Source organism: Siminovitchia fordii DSM 16014 = CIP 108821 (assembly GCF_000374565.1).
Classification (GTDB): domain Bacteria; phylum Bacillota; class Bacilli; order Bacillales; family Bacillaceae_C; genus Siminovitchia; species Siminovitchia fordii.
Window position 1 is genome coordinate 163,877 of the sequence record NZ_KB894690.1, and the last position, 16,647, is coordinate 180,523.

Annotated in this window: 16 protein-coding genes; 9 read left to right on the top strand and 7 right to left on the bottom strand. The window is 42.0% G+C overall.

Annotation, left to right across the window (positions count from 1 at the left end):
• Window positions 1–129: 129 nt before the first annotated feature.
• From C509_RS0110655 to C509_RS0110665, 3 genes are read right to left on the bottom strand one after another with little or no spacing between them, the layout of a single operon-like run.
• A complete protein-coding gene (locus tag C509_RS0110655) occupies window positions 130–621 on the bottom strand; it encodes a GyrI-like domain-containing protein (protein ID WP_245542463.1) in 492 nt (163 codons plus the stop codon).
• A 47-nt stretch (window positions 622–668) separates the two neighbouring features.
• On the bottom strand, window positions 669–1,517 hold the full coding sequence (locus C509_RS0110660; RefSeq protein WP_018706925.1) for a hypothetical protein: 849 nt from the start codon (window positions 1,515–1,517) through the stop codon (window positions 669–671).
• Entirely contained in the window at window positions 1,510–2,409 is a 900-nt protein-coding gene (locus tag C509_RS0110665; protein ID WP_018706926.1) for a WD40/YVTN/BNR-like repeat-containing protein, read from the bottom strand. The genes C509_RS0110660 and C509_RS0110665 overlap by 8 nt, the downstream gene beginning before the upstream one ends.
• A 102-nt stretch (window positions 2,410–2,511) precedes the next feature.
• On the opposite strand from C509_RS0110665, the gene C509_RS0110670 reads away from it, so the two are divergent.
• The gene (locus C509_RS0110670; protein ID WP_169509202.1) at window positions 2,512–3,420 is read left to right on the top strand and encodes a hypothetical protein; all 909 of its coding nucleotides are present in this window, start codon (window positions 2,512–2,514) and stop codon (window positions 3,418–3,420) included.
• A gap of 119 nt (window positions 3,421–3,539) precedes the next feature.
• On the opposite strand, the gene C509_RS0110675 is transcribed toward C509_RS0110670, so the two are convergent.
• Window positions 3,540–3,932: a thiol-disulfide oxidoreductase DCC family protein gene (locus C509_RS0110675; RefSeq protein ID WP_018706928.1), complete on the bottom strand. Its 393-nt coding sequence runs from the start codon at window positions 3,930–3,932 to the stop codon at window positions 3,540–3,542.
• A 16-nt stretch (window positions 3,933–3,948) separates the two neighbouring features.
• Here C509_RS0110675 and C509_RS0110680 point away from each other — a divergent pair, with 16 nt between their 5' ends.
• From C509_RS0110680 to C509_RS0110715, 8 genes are all read left to right on the top strand, one after another.
• Window positions 3,949–4,203 carry a CoA transferase gene (locus tag C509_RS0110680; RefSeq protein WP_018706929.1) on the top strand — a complete coding sequence of 85 codons (255 nt, stop codon included), beginning with the start codon at window positions 3,949–3,951 and terminating at the stop codon, window positions 4,201–4,203.
• A 793-nt stretch (window positions 4,204–4,996) separates the two neighbouring features.
• Window positions 4,997–6,430: a M14 family zinc carboxypeptidase gene (locus C509_RS23785; RefSeq protein WP_169509203.1), complete on the top strand. Its 1,434-nt coding sequence runs from the start codon at window positions 4,997–4,999 to the stop codon at window positions 6,428–6,430.
• 289 nt (window positions 6,431–6,719) lie between these two features.
• A complete protein-coding gene (locus C509_RS25135; RefSeq protein ID WP_018706931.1) occupies window positions 6,720–10,610 on the top strand; it encodes a M28 family peptidase in 3,891 nt (1,296 codons plus the stop codon).
• Window positions 10,611–10,628: 18 nt separating this feature from the next.
• The gene (locus C509_RS0110695) at window positions 10,629–11,099 is read left to right on the top strand and encodes a hypothetical protein (RefSeq protein ID WP_018706932.1); all 471 of its coding nucleotides are present in this window, start codon (window positions 10,629–10,631) and stop codon (window positions 11,097–11,099) included.
• A 42-nt stretch (window positions 11,100–11,141) separates the two neighbouring features.
• The gene (gene sipW, locus C509_RS0110700; RefSeq protein WP_018706933.1) at window positions 11,142–11,711 is read left to right on the top strand and encodes a signal peptidase I SipW; all 570 of its coding nucleotides are present in this window, start codon (window positions 11,142–11,144) and stop codon (window positions 11,709–11,711) included.
• A gap of 75 nt (window positions 11,712–11,786) precedes the next feature.
• Window positions 11,787–12,374 carry a CalY family protein gene (locus C509_RS0110705; protein WP_018706934.1) on the top strand — a complete coding sequence of 196 codons (588 nt, stop codon included), beginning with the start codon at window positions 11,787–11,789 and terminating at the stop codon, window positions 12,372–12,374.
• 85 nt (window positions 12,375–12,459) lie between these two features.
• The gene (locus tag C509_RS23795; protein WP_018706935.1) at window positions 12,460–14,085 is read left to right on the top strand and encodes a M28 family peptidase; all 1,626 of its coding nucleotides are present in this window, start codon (window positions 12,460–12,462) and stop codon (window positions 14,083–14,085) included.
• Window positions 14,086–14,131: 46 nt separating this feature from the next.
• Window positions 14,132–14,716, top strand: coding sequence for a TasA family protein (locus C509_RS0110715; protein WP_018706936.1), 585 nt, complete (start codon window positions 14,132–14,134; stop codon window positions 14,714–14,716).
• A gap of 96 nt (window positions 14,717–14,812) precedes the next feature.
• Here C509_RS0110715 and C509_RS0110720 read toward each other — a convergent pair whose 3' ends face one another.
• Genes C509_RS0110720 through C509_RS0110730 form a run of 3 tightly spaced genes read right to left on the bottom strand, consistent with a single transcriptional unit; the run spans window position 14,813 to window position 16,639 of the window.
• Window positions 14,813–16,042: an NAD(P)/FAD-dependent oxidoreductase gene (locus C509_RS0110720; protein WP_018706937.1), complete on the bottom strand. Its 1,230-nt coding sequence runs from the start codon at window positions 16,040–16,042 to the stop codon at window positions 14,813–14,815.
• Window positions 16,039–16,371, bottom strand: coding sequence for a (2Fe-2S)-binding protein (locus tag C509_RS0110725; protein WP_018706938.1), 333 nt, complete (start codon window positions 16,369–16,371; stop codon window positions 16,039–16,041). Before C509_RS0110725 ends, C509_RS0110720 begins: the two co-directional genes overlap by 4 nt.
• On the bottom strand, window positions 16,364–16,639 hold the full coding sequence (locus C509_RS0110730) for a (2Fe-2S)-binding protein (protein ID WP_018706939.1): 276 nt from the start codon (window positions 16,637–16,639) through the stop codon (window positions 16,364–16,366). The genes C509_RS0110725 and C509_RS0110730 overlap by 8 nt, the downstream gene beginning before the upstream one ends.
• Window positions 16,640–16,647 lie beyond the last annotated feature (8 nt).

Consider the following 16,647-nt stretch of genomic DNA (forward strand, 5'->3'; position numbering starts at 1 on the left):
GCGGCAAAAATTCTTTGGAAACAACAAAGTAAAGCTTGATGAATCTTATCAGTGACGTTTCACATGATGTAATGAAAGTCAGTTGCTGCTATGGTGGCTGAAACTGTCTTGCCTGTCTTTGCATTTTTCTTAATAAATGGGTATTAAAATCTCCGCAGTTTCTTCCAGGGCATTTTCATCAATATAATAAATTTCCACAGGAGATGAATGGTCAAACCATCGCTGCTTGTATCCATGCTCCTTCATCCAGGCGAAAACGGCGTCGTATCCTTCGCTTATCGTTTTGTTTGAACAGGATATTTTTGCATATTTCGTCATAGGAAGTTTGAATCCGATCATACCTTCAGGAATCTTATCAATCTCATCCACTTCAAGGCAGGCAAAATAGGTTGCGATAATTTCGTTGCACATATACGGGCTGAATAACACTTCTTTACTTTTTGTGTTATGAACTTCATCTACTCTGTTGAAAAAATCCTTTTGCAACTTGATGGCAGCATCGGGAAAGGAGTCCGGGAAGTTTACAGTGATACTTTGTCCAATCAGCTTAAATTCTTTCTGAATGACTTCACATTCGAAAGTGGCAATGTTTTTTGGTTGCATAACCGTCCATCCTCTCATTTTTTTCAAATTGATTAATTCGACCCGGAACGCCTTTTTCCTCTTTTTTAAGAACCTGCATACTTTAATGTGACAGGTCTTGATTTTTCCATTGTTGCCTTATAAATGCTGATGTCTCCAATTGGGGGTACGAGCGATTCGGACTGGACTTTAAAATTTTCGTCAAGAGCAATTGTCCAAACAGCTTCATTATTGTTGGTCAGTACAACCGCCAACGTTCCGAATTGTACGACTTGATCCCAGTTAAATGAATCCATTCCGTCGTTATGGATCACCTTAATTCCATCCTGGCTGCTCGTAACCTCAATATTACCTCCCGACCAGCGGCCGTAGATGGATGGACCTACATAGTAATAGCCACCGTCTCCGCGGTCCCCATACGTAGCGATGTATTGATGAATGGTATGGTCAGCCGCCCGATATGTTACGGCGGCCACATCGTTGGCCAGCCAATACACCTTAAAATCACCGGTTGTTTTATAGGGAAGTGTTTCTTTTGGCCAGGCAAAAATATGGAAGTACGTTCTGTAATATATGGATTGCCCCGTTTCTTTATTTTCTTTGATGGATAAAACATGCTTGTAATCGGGAGAAAGCCGAACAATATTTCTTGTTCTTGTAGAATCAACAGCGAGAAGTATCCCATTGACTAAGATAAATAGGACAATTACCATTCCACCAATGAGCTTCTGCTTTTTACCAATTTTAAGCAAAAGAAGTATGGATAGTCCAAGGAAGACGATGCTTAAAATATTAAGAAAGTAGAAAAAACGCTCATCGCTGTATTCGACTTGGAATCGGGCATGTAAAAACAAGAATGTCATTTGACAAACGAAAAAGCCGATGGCGAGAAGAAGCAAAATCCAGCCACAGATTTGTTTGGTTTTCTTATTCATTTGCCTGTACCTCCGTTGAAAACGCCCACGTTTTTCCATTATCCTTCGAAAGGAATTTTCCTTTTACTTCTCCGCCTGCATAATCGCCGCTGGGTCCCTGGTTTATGAGCATTGCCAGCTGATTTCCTTCTTTGAAGGGGGCTTCTGCAATCACAAAGATTTTACGATATTTGGCAGGAATTCGAATTTCCGCTTCATTCCAAGTCGCGCCGCCATCTTGTGTCACATGAAGTTCAGGTTGTTCAGGATTCAAGATACCAAACGATAAAAAACCTGTCTGCTCATCGGTAAAGCCGCCATCCGCAACTAACCTTGTGACATTGGAGTTATTGGTTTCTTTCCAAGTATTTCCACTATCAAGCGTCAAAAAGACACTCGACCGTTCTTGTGACATTGTACGGTCACCGGAAATGATGATGTAGCCGAAGCGGTCATTAAGAAAAGCAACTTTCCGAAAACGGATGGGTGGATAATCCTCTGCAATGATCACTTCTTCCCATGACTTTCCTTTGTCAAATGAGTGTATCAATTTGATTGAATTTTCTTCTGGACTTGCTCCTTCCGAGTATAGGAAGGCTGCATGATTTTCTGTCAAGACATAGCTATTTTCAATCAGCTCCTCACGATTCCCACTGTACTCCCCATTAAAAAGCGCATCTTTTTCAATCGGAATGGGGAGCCAGTTCTCTCCATTATCAAAAGTGATATTCACTTCATCATTTTGCAAGGAGTAATCAACTGCTTCGTCCGCATATAAGGGTTGTTTTATAGGAGGCTCCTGAATATTAGGTTCTTGTCCCACTGTACTTTTTGGAGACATAGGGTAGAAAATTAATCCGGCGATTTGTCCCACTATTATAAGGACCGCTATACCAAAGATAACATTTTTCACTATCAAATCTCCTTGAACTTTATAATATTACTAGTTTATCAGAAGGACTGGCACTGGTGAATATGGAAGAAAATGAATAAAATAGGAAAGTAGTTCAAGTTGATGCTCCTGCTTGTCTTTTCAATCACGAAAGAGGTGAATGAGATAAAAAAGTACATAGGAATCATTTTTTTAGTTTTTAGTTTAGTATTTGCTTTCGGGGCTTTATCAGAATTTGAGGAGAATATGACCGCTTCCATCTTTATCTTGTTTCTCGTAAGTCTCCCGCTTTATCTGCTTGGCCAATTAATGCGTACATCTTGGACAGATTTCAAGAAAAAGGTAAAGCGCTGGCTCGCTATCTATGTTTACTGTATCATCATTGTTCCGCTCATATTTTATTCATATGAGACTTATGAAGAGAGAAAACAAAAAGCGATTTCGGATGGAAAATATATCCTATATGAACCGGGAGCCAGTGAGCTCAGTTCCCTTTCACTTGTCTTCATGCTGGCACTTCTTCTTTTCATATCGATTCGTTTTTTCAGTCCCGATTTAAAGCGAAAACGGCTTTTAACCGGTATTATTATTGGGACTGTTTTCTTGTACAGTGGCTTTCAATATGTCATGTGGTCTGATTATCGGGGGATTCATCAGGATCTTGGACTGGTTTCCCATTCTTGGACCGGAAAGCGGACAGTCAAATCATTCGATGAAATCAAGGGGATTTATGTACAGCCATCCGTACATAAAGCGAAACTGAGTGATCCGACTGACGAGACAGAATTCACCTGGAAGCTGATTTTTGTTGATCATCATAACGAAAAAGTAGAATATCATTTTCGAAGTTTATCAAAGGATTCATTAGAGGCAGCTCAGCAAATCAAGGGAATCGCCCAAGATAGCCAAATTCTGTTCCGGGTAAACGATATGAGCGACCAGATATTTAAGTGGTTTGATTTTGAATTGGAACTAAAAGAATTGGACAAGGAGCCTTTTTATCAATTTTTTGAGGTTAATAAAAGTCCGTAACTTAATTTCTTACCAACTCGAGGTGAAGTTATTCTCTCCCATAAATGATAAACTTCATGAAAAAATATGGGCATGGCTCGTTTCTAATCAAACCATGCCCATACCAAATTTCTCGCTATCTAAGATAAAAATCTTCCACGCACATCTGAAGACGGGAGGATGCAGCTTTCCTTTTTTCCGAACCATTTGTAGCGGTTTTTGGCCAAAACATCGTATGCAAAATTCCGTGCTGGCGCCGGGATGATCAACAGTATATAAGCCAACTTCCAAAGACCTTTCAGATGCCTGCAGATTCTCAAGGCTGCACCGGACTTGCAATAGGCCTTATTCCCTTCTATCAAAATCATACTGTCTACATTGGATTGTACATTATATTGTCTCAGCAGTTCTTGAGCGATATCGCTCTGGAGCATGGCAAAGCGAAAATGCCCTTTTGGATCATTTTTTATAATAAATTGGACGCTTGCATCGCAAAAGTTGCAAACTCCATCGAATAGTATGATTGAATGCACGCTCGGATCCCTCCTCATGTTGAGGTCTTTTTTTATTGTAACCTTTTATCATAGGAATTTTCCAATTGCCCTAACTAGTGCAAAAATAGTCGGAGGAGGGGGTTATGCTTTAGTTGAATCAGAAGGGGCCGCTGTATGGTATCAGGTCATTGAGTTCGGGAAATTTATCCCTGGTCCTTTTGTAACGAAAGTACTCGGAGATTTAGGAGCGGAAGTCATAATCGAGATACCCGGAACAGAGGCCCTATTTGAAAGTGGGGTAATAAAATAGAAGGGGACAAAACCGTCTGGTGGGCAACACAAGCCCGAGAACCAGATACGAGAGGAAACTGTAGGCGTAAGGTGTAAAAAGATGAGAAAGGGGTTCGCCTTCTTTCGTCTATTTTTAATGGTCGTTATGCCCAATTTCTTTATAAAAGATAGCGATGACACCTTCTTTTTACAGTATTTTTCACGATGAATCTTCAACTTTTTTGGATAAAGGGTATTTCGGTAAGTATTAGGATACTTCGACATTGTCTGTGTATTGCCGGGCACTTTGCCCTACCTTTTTTCGCTTGTATTAAGTAACTTAGTGCTAATAAGAAAGGGATAGGGAAGAAATTTGTATTTCTTATGAACTATTTTTTGGATATGTTATTAAAATATTTAGACAAATCTGATATAATTTTGGTAATCAATCGTATGATTGTGACAGTTATTTTGAACAAGTCCTAGGTATAAAATCTTAAAGCGAAGACAGTAGATTCAGAGTGATAGCCCATTTGATTTAAAAAAGCTATCCTTTTTTTATCTTCATCCTTTTTTTGGATCGTTATATAACAGATATACACGGATAAGGAAGATTACGGTTAGATTTGTTATTCGCCAATGGTTGACTGATTTCAGCAAAAATTGGCAGATTGATTGGATTTTGAGGAGGTGATGTGGGCAATTGATGGGACAATTATGAAGAAATAGAAGTCGGATGTTATCTGCCATTGACGCTGGACCCTATCAACCTCTTACATAACTCGCCATTCAATCAAATGACAAAGAGGGATATTTTGAAAGGAGTGAGAAAGTTGTTAAAGCGACGTGTATTTTTTGTATTCGCAGCCTTGTTTCTTATTTTTTCATCAAGCGGGGTTGCTGGAGCAGAGTCGGAAAGCATCGTTGGCTCCAATGTCATTCTCTACGATGAAATGGTGGATATTCTTGGGCAGTTGGAAGAAAAAAGTAATGGCAAACTCGATGTGTTTACATTGAGGGAGTTAGGGATCGAGGAAGGGAGAAGTGAAACAGGCAAGGATCTTTACGTTGCCAAAATAGGTAACGGGGACAAAAAGATCTGGGTTCAAGGGCGTATCCATGGCAACGAGCCTTATGGTACAAATGCGACGCTGCGTCTGATTGAAAACCTGATAAATGAAAAGGACGCTTCTTACAAAGAAATTTTGAACGAGCTGACTGTTTATTTTATCCCGATGTATAATGTCGATGGTGCAAATAGAAACCAGCGGGGAACAATCCTGTATGATCATGAAACTGGGGAGCCCAAGTTGAATGAAAGAGGCCAAACAATCACAGTAGACTTGAACAGGGACTGGGTTGATGGCGGGTTTGCTGCTATTGAATCAGTCGGTTACTACAAATTCTGGGCGGAAATCAAACCTGAATTTATGATGGACATCCACCATCAAGGCAATAAAAACTTCTATGGGACTAACATTCCTGTGACACTGTCGCTGGGTATTTCTTTAAACCCTGGAGGACCTACCCTTCCAAACATCAAGGGAGGAGAGTTTGAGGATTTAACCCGCCAAGCAATGGTTACTGTATATGATGCAATGAAACCATATAAAGAATTTACGGTTGACCAATATATCACCGGCAGCAATGTGATTGATATCCGAGGTGGAGTATCATCAGGGATGATGCTCGGGTTCAATTATCAAGGACTAAACCCTGATGGCCACAGCAATCCAGCTGTTTTCTTGGAAACCTCTGGACAATTCCTTGACGGAGAACGGGAGCCTTTGATACAGCAGAATATCATCGCCACTCATGCATTTTTATCAGGGCTTGCTTCCGGAGAATTGTATAAGGCTGATCCCGAACGCTGGAATGAAGTGCCGATACGGCCTATCAGCGGCTTCAATACTGATTATCAAGGGGTGATCCCGATTAATCCTCCGAGACCGGAAATACCTGTAAAGGTATCTGCCGATCATATTAAAACGCTTGTCGAACGCTACGAGGAAATTGGCAAGTTTACAAACAAAGGTGTTGCTCAATCCCTGAAGGTACATGCAGAGTCCTTAAAACATTATGAAGAGACCGGTCAATTCGAGAAGGTTATGAAGCATTTAGACGGTTTCAATAAGCTGCTCGACCAACATAAAAAGAATAACTTGATGACGGATGGAACACATCAAATGCTGAAAGCAAATAGCGATTATTTGAAAGTATTATTGGAAAAACAGAAAACCGAATTGCCAAACGGCAAGGCAAGTTAAAATTGATATTCCCTATGAGGTCACCCCTGAATTTTAACGATTCAGGGGTTTTTTTGATTGTTTAATCATTTTATCCGTATTTCTCCATGAAAAACCAAAATAGGAACAAAGAACTAACTATGTATCAGTAAGTATTAATTGCCATATTACCTAAATACTACCCTCCGTTGTAAAAAATGTTATCTTTATAATGCTATATAATCATTTTATTTCAAATGATAACAATCTTCTAAAAATACTGATATAATCAACAATGGAAATTCAAAATTTTTATGTAGGGGGGAATTAAGTGTCATACGGACGATTTATGTCATATTTTTTAGCGGGGACAAGCGTCGTTGCTTTGATCGTTTCCTCATTTTTTGTTAACCCCACTGCAGCAGCCCCGAAAGAGGAGACGACCGAGGTTGAATTTGAACGGAAAACAGCACTTGTAGAAATTGTCGTCCCAGATCGGAAGGCAGTGGAGGACTTGGTAGTAAAAGGCTTCGATTTGACAGGGTATGTCAGTGACCGAAACGGGCAGCTTGAAGTGCAAGCAGTTGTTACAGAGGCTGACATTGAGATGCTCAAGCTTAAAGGGTATAAAGTGACAATCCTTCAAACTTCTGAAGAAGGTGAAAAACTTTTAAGGCAGCAGGAAGAGAAAGATAAACAGAAACGCCAACTGGCACAGCAGGCAGACAATGTTAAGGTGTTCAGGGCAGATTATTTCAAAAATCAATCAGGGCAGTTCTTATATCTTGAAGTAAAGTCAAGTGCAGGACCCAATGTTGGCATGATGGCAGAATGGACAGATAGCAAAGGAAATAAGCAAACTGCTTCTATGACAAGGAAAGTTGATGCGGGTGAATATCTCTATCACTACGTGTTGACCGATATTGAATCTGTTCCAGAAAAGGTAGTCATTACAACTGACCAAGGTGGAAAGGCAGAAACAGCATTAAAAGAATGGATCGGAGAAGGGACCCCTTCAGACGATGAGTATTTCAGTGACTTTGTTGACAGATACATGACGCCAACCGAAGTGACAGAAAGGATTGAGCAACTGGCCAAAGAATTTCCGGAGTTAGCAGAAATTGTAGTACTTCCTGAAAAAACAAACGGCTATAGACGGAAAGCTCAGGCTACGGTTGGAAATGTTGTGAATGCGGCAATGGTTCTTACATCAAAATCATGGGGACATGAAGGCGGAAATGATATTACGGTTGACATCAGTGCACCTGATAGAGAAAGTGCGGATTTAAAGGTATCTGTTGACAAAAAACATATTGAGGTAAGTCTAGGGACTGACCAATCTGGCAAGCCGACCAGCACATCTACGGATGTCATTAAAGCCATTAACGAAAATGCCGGTGATCTGGTCACTGCCACAAGGTATAGAAACTCCAATGGAACCGGCATAGTTGAGCCGCAAAGCGATATAAAGCTGACTGATAATTTAAAAGCGCCAAAGGAAGTATCCAGGGATCCATTCGAAGTGAAAGCCATTCGTATCGGTAAGGTGCGTGACGGCTCCAAGCCAGGGGTACTCGGCTATTCACAGGAACATGCTCGTGAATGGGTAACACCGCTTGTGTCTGTTGAAACGGCGGAGCGCCTGCTTCGGAATTATCATACAGACGAGGATACAAAGAAGCTTGTAGATAATCTGGATATCTTTATTGTTCCAACCATCAATCCTGATGGAGGGCACTATTCATTTTATGACTACAACATGCAGCGCAGAAACTTGTCAAATCATTGTGGCCCCGAAGCATCTGATCCGGCTTACCGCAATTCATGGGGAGTCGACTTAAACCGGAACTATAAAATTGGAAGTGTTTGGGACGGCTGGATTGGCGGTTCGAAAAGCTGCACCTCCGATACTTTTGCCGGACCGGAACCATTCTCTGAACCTGAGGCACGGAATTTAAATTGGCTGGCTGAAGAAAATCCAAACATTAAATTTGCGATGAATATCCATGCTTACGGCGGTTATTTCATGTGGTCCCCTGGTGCATATGATGGAAACCGGGTAACGTTGCCCCGCCCTACAGCTGGAGAGGAAGCATATTATTGGCAAGCGTCCGAACATATTCTAAAAAAGATCAAAGAACACCGTGGAACAGTTATTTTGCCAAGCAGGACGGGACCGATTCCTGATGTTTTATATTCTGCAGGAGGAAACTCCGCGGATACCCTTTGGTATGAACACGGTATTTATGCATGGAACTTTGAAGTTGGCGCAGATCTATGGAATGCCGATACAAAACGGTGGACAGCCGTAGGTTTCCAGCCGGCATTCAGTGAAGGGCATGCTGAGGCGATGGAATTCGCAAACGGACTAATCGGTATGTTCGAAGTGGCCTATGAAAATGCTAACGATGATGTCAAACCTGAATCCAAAATAACTCCTGGAGCGGGTACTTATAACAACCCTGTAGAAATTAAGTTTGAAACGAGTGAACCGGCAACTGTCTATTATACGCTTGATGGATCAAGGCCAACTCTCAAGTCAAAAGTGATTCAAGTGGCTGGAACAAGAGAAGCGGCGGAATCTTTAAAAATCGATGAAACGACCACGATTAAATGGTTTTCAGTTGATGCAGCCGGCAATATTGAAAACGGATACAATCCTAATGGGGATAAAAACAACTATAACGAGGCAAAAATTGTCATCGATTACTTGGCTGAAGGCGTAAGTGCCAATGCAATGAAAAAGCTTGTTAAGCACTTTGAAGCTGAAGGTGAAATAACAAGTGCGGTAGCGGCTCGCGCATTAACAACCCACTTGACTGCAGTAGATCTTTACGAACAGAAAAAAGAAGCGGATAAAATCATCAAGCATATGAACAGTTTCAAGACACTCCTTGATCAGCAGGAAAAGAATAAACTCATTTCCGGAAAGGCAGCGCGTATTCTTAAGGGATATGCAGATGACCTGATAGAAAAATGGGATACAAGGTTTAATCCTGAAAAGGCGATGCAGCATCTTCAGCATTTAAGTGTTGATATCGGACCAAGGGTTACGGGGACGGATGAAGAAAGGCAGGCCGCCCAATATATTAAAAATGAGTTCGAAAGACTTGGATATGATGTTTCGACTCAGGAATTTAATATCAGGGACAGAGTGGCAGGAGAATTGAAAATCGTCTCAGATAATAACAAAAAATTACATTTGGCCGTGTCAAGCGGTTCAGCGCAAACCGATGAAAGAGGCATTACAGGAAACTTGTATGATGCGGGATTAGGGAAGCCGGAGAATTTTACAGATGATGCAGAAGGAAAGATCGCTCTTATTCAAAGAGGGGAGAACACATATTGGGAAAAGGTGGATAACGCAGCGAAGGCAGGAGCAACAGGTGTCATCATTTATGACAATACGGAAAGCCTTGCCCCTATCAACCCGAGCTTGGGGAACAATAGAAGCACCATTCCGGTAGTCGGGATTACACAGGCGGATGGAAAAGAATTGCTTTCGAAGCTTTCATCGGGTGGATTGGAAGTAAATCTCACAGTACAGACGCTGACAAATCAGAAGTCACAAAATGTTATTGCTGTTAAAAAGCCAAAGGGCATTGAAAATCCGGAAATCGTTTATATTACGGCACATTACGATAGTGTCCCCGGTTCACCGGGTGCCAATGATAATGGAACGGGTACCTCTTCCATCCTGGAATTAGCCAGGAATTTCAAGGACATGCCAACAAATAAAGAAATCAGATTCATAGCCTTTGGTGCGGAAGAGATTGGGTTGGTAGGTTCTAGATATTACGTTGGCCAGTTATCAAAAGAAGAAGTAAGCAGAAGTTTGGTCAACTTTAACTTGGATATGGTAGGGACAAATTGGGACAAGGCTACACAACTGTCTGTGAATACCGGAGATGGCAGATCCAATCTGGCATGGGAGACCGGAAAAGCGGCAGCTGCCAAGCTTGGAATAGATGAAAAAATCTTACACATGTACCGCTCAGGCGGATCGGATCACATTCCGTTCTATGAAGCCGGAATTGATGCAGCACTTTTCATCTGGGAAGAGCCTGTCGCTCATCGCTTGGAGCCATGGTATCACACTCCGGGAGACGTAATTGAAAACGTCAGTCCGGAAAGAATGGAAATCATCGGCAGTATCATTCATTCAGCCGTATCAGACCTCGCTGCCCAGGAGCAAGGGGCACAGACGAAAAAAGCATCTTAATCGAAGGGAGAAAATAGGATGAGAGGCTTTCAAATAGCAAAAAAAGTGGTAGTTTCCTTGAATCAAAATTTAATAATCAAGTGGCTTGCTATCCTGTATTTGTTCATTTGCATCGCCTTTCATCTGACTTCTCCAACAACGGCACTTTACACCCATGAGGAAAAAATTTCTGGTGTAATGTCCGTCAATGACCAGCAGGAAGAAACAGATGAATCTAATGATACAGTACCGGCCGACCAGGACGAAGAAATAGACAGAGAAAGTGACTTGGACAATAACGAGGCTAAGTCTGTTGAAATTGAAGAACAAAAGGACAAAATAGAAGACATGGAAGAAGCGGGTGATCCGAAGAACAAGGTCGATCATGATGCTGCCACCCAAAGTGAAAAAGGAGAGCCCATAAAATCCGAACCTGGGGACCAACAAACGGACATTTCAAATAATGCCGATGTCAGCAGCGAAGAAGAGGGGAAAGAACAAGTTCCGTAAGGGATTTTTACAACCAAAAACAGGTTGGAGTGATGTTTTACAATGAAGTGGCAAAAAACAAAGAAAGCAATCAGCAATATTGGTTCGACCCTTTCGCTGATCGTCCTGGCTGTCATCTTGATCAATGTGGTTACATCCAAAATGTCGGGTGAATATCCCAGCATTTTTGGCTACCAAATGAAGGCTGTCCTTTCTGGTTCGATGGAGCCCGATATTAAGACCGGTTCGATCATTTTTATTAAAATAACGTCAGAAGGGGATCGATTTGAAAAAGGGGATGTCATCACTTTTATCACAAAAGAGAATGTCCTCGTAACGCATAGAATTACAGAGATAAAGGACGGGGGCAGCCGTTTTATTACAAAAGGCGATAATAACAATGGTCCAGATTTGGAACCTGTCCATATTAAAAATATTGTTGGCCAATATACAGGGATTACAATTCCGTATGCGGGCTATCTATTTAAGATCACAGAATCACAACTGGGGGCGGCGCTTTTATTGTTTTTACCTGGAATATTGCTAGTTGGGTATGGCCTTATCACGTTATGGCGGACAATGCGAATTCCGGAAAAATATAAGGATTCAGAAGCGCAAACGTCAAATAAATAGCATTTTATTAATCTTGGAAATGGGTAGTACCTATCTCATAGAGATAGAAAAAATAAATTAATGGGGGAATCAAGTATGGGAATGAAAAAACGTTTCGGTATGGGTATGATGACTGTGGCTCTGGGTACGGCGTTGATCGGAGGAGGGACTTATGCATATTTCAGTGATACGGAAACGACAAACAATACATTTGCTGCGGGAACCCTTGATCTGACTCTATCTCCGACAGAAATTATTAATGTTGACAATATCGCCCCCGGCGATTCATTTATCCGTGACTTTGAATTAGGAAACGGGGGAACGCTGGACATCGATAAGGTGCTGCTGGAAACAGATTATACAGTCATTGATGCCAATGGGGATAATACCGAAGACATGGCAGAGCATATTCAGGTCGAATTTCTATATAACGTGAATAACCTTGATGAAGTCATTTTTGAAACCACTTTGGCAGAGCTGAAAGATATGACTCCGGAAGCTGTAAACCAAAATATTTTTTATCCCGAGTTTGGTGATAAGGGACTTCCGGCTGGGGAGACTCATGACCTTGTAGTCAAATTTAATTTCCTTGAAAACGGGGAGGATCAAAACCAGTTCCAAGGAGATTCACTGAAATTGACATGGACATTCAATGCAACGCAAAGACCAGGCGAACAAAAATAGGGGGTAAAATCGGAGCAGGGTGAGATCCTGCTCCGTTTAACGGAATATTTCGATTTTTAAAAACTGAATAAGGGAGGCTTTTTATATGAGAATACGCCGTTTTGGCGCCTTCATGTCGGCCGTATTAATTAGTTCTACACTGGTCGGATTTTCACCAAAAAGCATGGATTATAATCATACAAGCAGCAATGCAATCACTCAAGAAGAAACAGAAGCCAGCATTGTCAACATGCAGGCGATCATTGACAGCCTGGAAAAAGATGGGGATTTTGCAAGCCCAGCTGTTTCGCGTGCCTTAAAAACCCACATCACTGCGGTAGGACATTATGAAAGCAGCAAATCATACAAGAAAGCGATCAAACACATGGAAAGCTTTCATGTTTTACTAAACAACTATGTAACAAAAGGAATGATTTCCGAGAATGCCGCCAATCTATTAAGAGACTATGCCGATGCCCTAATCAGCAAGTGGGATGCCATATTTGATTCTGCTAGAGTCATGGATTACTTGCATCAATTAAGTGTGGAAATCGGGCCGAGAGTTGCAGGTACGGATGGTGAAAGGAAAGCTGCGGAATATTTAAAAAGCCAATTCCAGAGCTTTGGGTACGAAACCTCCATCCAGGAGTTCGCCATTAATAACCGGACAGAAAGAACATTGAAAATCCTAAACAATAATAAGGAACTTGCTTTGGGTGCCGCTACAGGATCATCTGTAACTGGTGTGAAAGGTGTTACAGGCGACTTTTATCATGCAGGCCTTGGGCAGCCTGGCGACTTCTCAGATGATGCAAAGGGGAAGATTGCTTTGGTTCAGAGGGGAGAGAATTCCTATTGGGAAAAAGTAGTGAATGCGACCAATGCCGGAGCGATTGGCGTTGTGATTTATGATAACACGGACAGTCTTACTCCAGTTCGTCCGACACTGAATAATAATAGTACCATTCCGGTCGTGGGAATCACAAAAGATGATGGTGAAGCATTGCTTGCGCAACTTTCCAAAGGCGCGGTAAAGGCTAACTTGATCATTCATACACACACTAATCAAAAATCCCAAAATGTCATTGCTGTGAAGAAGCCCGCGAATGTTGTAAATCCGGAAATTGTGTACATCACTTCCCATTATGACAGTGTTCCTTATTCTCCAGGAGCCAATGATGACGGATCAGGGACCAGCACAATTGTTGAACTTGCGAGGATTTTAAAGAATTTCCCGACCGATAAAGAATTGAGGTTTGTAGCCTTCGGTGCCGAGGAAGTCGGCTTGGTTGGTTCAAATTACTATGTACGCAACCTTCCGAAAGAGGATTTCGACAGAAGTCTGATTAACTTCCAGATGGAAATGCTTGGAGCGAAATATGAGCCCGCTTCTTATCTTGCGGTCAATACGGTTGATGGCAAGGCAAATACAGCCTGGGATTACACCAATGCCGCTTTTGATAAATTGGGCAAAGATAAAGAAAAACTGATTCTTTTCAGAAGAGGGTCGTCTGACCATGTGCCATTCCATAATGCGGGCATTACCGCAGCTTGCTTTAATATGGGGACAGCAAACGGCGGTTTGGAGCCGGAATATCACACTCACCACGATACGATCGAAAATATTAGCCCTGAAAGACTGCAATTTGCAGGAGATATCATTAGCACAGCCATATTTGATTTTTTGACCGACCACAATAGTCAGGAAAAAGATTTAGAGGAAGCATCTTAAGATTCAAGTCTTCCGTCCGGCAAAGGATGCAATTAGGGGGGAGCATATGTTGCACTTAACAAAAGGCTTAAGAGTAGGCCTAATGTCAATACTGCTTGGTATCGCTCTGATAGGTGGCGGTACTTACGCTTATTTTAGTGACCATAAGATATCGGAAAATACATTCGCATCAGGGACCTTGGACTTGTCAGTGAATCCGAATACCTTGATCAATGTAAAAAACATTAAGCCAGGAGACTCATTTCTTCGGAGTTTTACACTTAAAAACAATGGCTCACTGGATATAGGCAAAGTAATTATAGAGACAGATTATACTGTCATTGACGCAAAAGGAGACAATACGGAAGATTTCGGAGAGCATATTTCAGTGGAATTTTTGCTGAATATGGACAAAAACAACCAACCAATCTATAAAACTTCTTTGTCAAAACTGAAAGATATGTCACCGGATGCCGTAGCTAGAAACATTACCATTCCTGCTATAGGGAAAGATGGCCTCCCAAGCGGAGCCAGTGACCGTCTTGTTGTAAAATTCTCCTTCGTGGACAATGGAGAAGACCAGAACCAATTCCAGGGAGATTCACTTAATCTGGAGTGGAAGTTTGTAGGAATGCAGGCTGTTGATGAGTAAACGATTAATGACAAAGGTTGAATAAAGGCATAAAAATAAAGCAGGTGGAGAAAACAAGTTCTTTCACCTGCTTTTTTGTTCCTATTATCAAATTTCTTAGACTATATTTTTGGAGTTATTCACATCAAATGCTGCCCAAAGATTATTCATTTTATTTCTTCCGCTGTTGATTTCAGGATTGAATTGTATTGAAGATGTTTGCCTAACAGTTTGTACCTGTTGTAGCGCCTGGTTTAGTTTTTTAGTGATTGTTTTACTTTCTTTTTCTACTTTATTGGCAATAGAAAGGCCAGCAACTGTCCCTTGCGCCATAGCGATTTTTCCGCTCTCAATCCCAGTGATATTTCCAGCGACAAACAGTCCTTGAAGCGGCGTTTCCATTGCTTCTGAATGAATGGGGACATGTCCGCCGAGCGCAGGTATGTATTCAAAAGGACAACCCGCCACAGCTGCCAACTCCGCTAGAGGGTATAAACCGCCAGCGATGCAAACAAAGTCGGCATCGTACTCAATTTCCGAGTCAGAGATTTTGTTGCCTTGAGCGTCAATATCTACCACACGAACACCTTCCACTTGTTCTTTGCCCACAATTTCAACTGCCGCTTTACGCAATTGCAGCGATGTTCCATTGACGTTTACCCCATTTTTTGGAAAAAGGCGCAGTCCTATTTTTCTCATCCCTACATTTTTCATCATGCGGCTTCCCGCTCTTAGAAAAGGGGAAGGGGCAAGGTGTGCGACGTTTAACAGGGATTTCATCACTTCTTCTGGTATGGCTGCGTCTTTGCTCAGCGGACTCTTATCCGGGAGGACGATCCTGTCCACATGGATTCCCGCGAGCTGTAGCTCATTTAAAATGGCAAAGGACAAAACATTAGCTCCGATGATGATCCCTCTTTTTCCAACTTGAACCCTATGGACATTGGTCATTACCTGGGCAGCACCAATGGACATGGCACCAGGCAAAGTCCAGCCCGGAATGGGAATCGGATATTCGGCTGCTCCGGTTGCAAGCAAAATAAACGGAGCTTGATATGTACACGCATCTGTATAAACATTCCAAAGGGAGTCTTCTTGAAAAATGTTGAAAACGGATACATTTAAACGAATATCGATGCCTAAGTTTATTGCTTCTTCATGCAGCCGCTTTGATTCCTCTATCCCATTCCACCATTCGCCGGATGGTTCTTGATGCAATTGTCCAAGCAGCCGTCCACCGGGCTTGATGAACTCATCGAGTACCATAACGCTCAGCCCATTCTTATTCGCGGCGATAGCTCCAGCTAAACCCGCGGGACCAGCTCCGATCACAATGACATCTATCACTGCTCTTCCACCATCCTTTTCACAATATTGGGAAGCTGCCTTCCACTCTCTATTCTCATATTCTTCTCAACAAGAGTTAAGCAGGCCCTTACATTGGATTGTCCATTCACTGTAACCCGGCATTCCATACAGTGGCCAATATTGCAATAGAAGCCTCGTGGTGTTCCGCTTTCTTCATGGTCCCGCAGCCGACGGACACCGTTTGCCAGCAAGGCAGCAGCTACCGTTTCCCCTTCGTGAGAATTGTAGGTCTTTCCATCAAACTGGAAAGGAATAGTGTTTTGATTATTGATGGACCCTAGAATAGGATGGTCTATGATTCTATTCATGATTATCACCTACTGATCTGAAAGTGACCGGGCGGATGGGAGGTTGATATTTTAAAGGAATATCTGACAAGGAAACTTCCTTTACAATACTTGCAATCATTTTGTCTACGGAAACCCGGCATGTCCGTCCTCCACAAAAGCCCATTCCCGCCCGTGTTCTTAATTTTAATTCTCTTGCTGTGCATTGATGTTTTTCGGCTGTTTCCTGAAGAAGTCCGAAGGTCACTTCCTCGCACCGACAAACAACCATTTCTTTCAGCCTGTTCACATGATCCC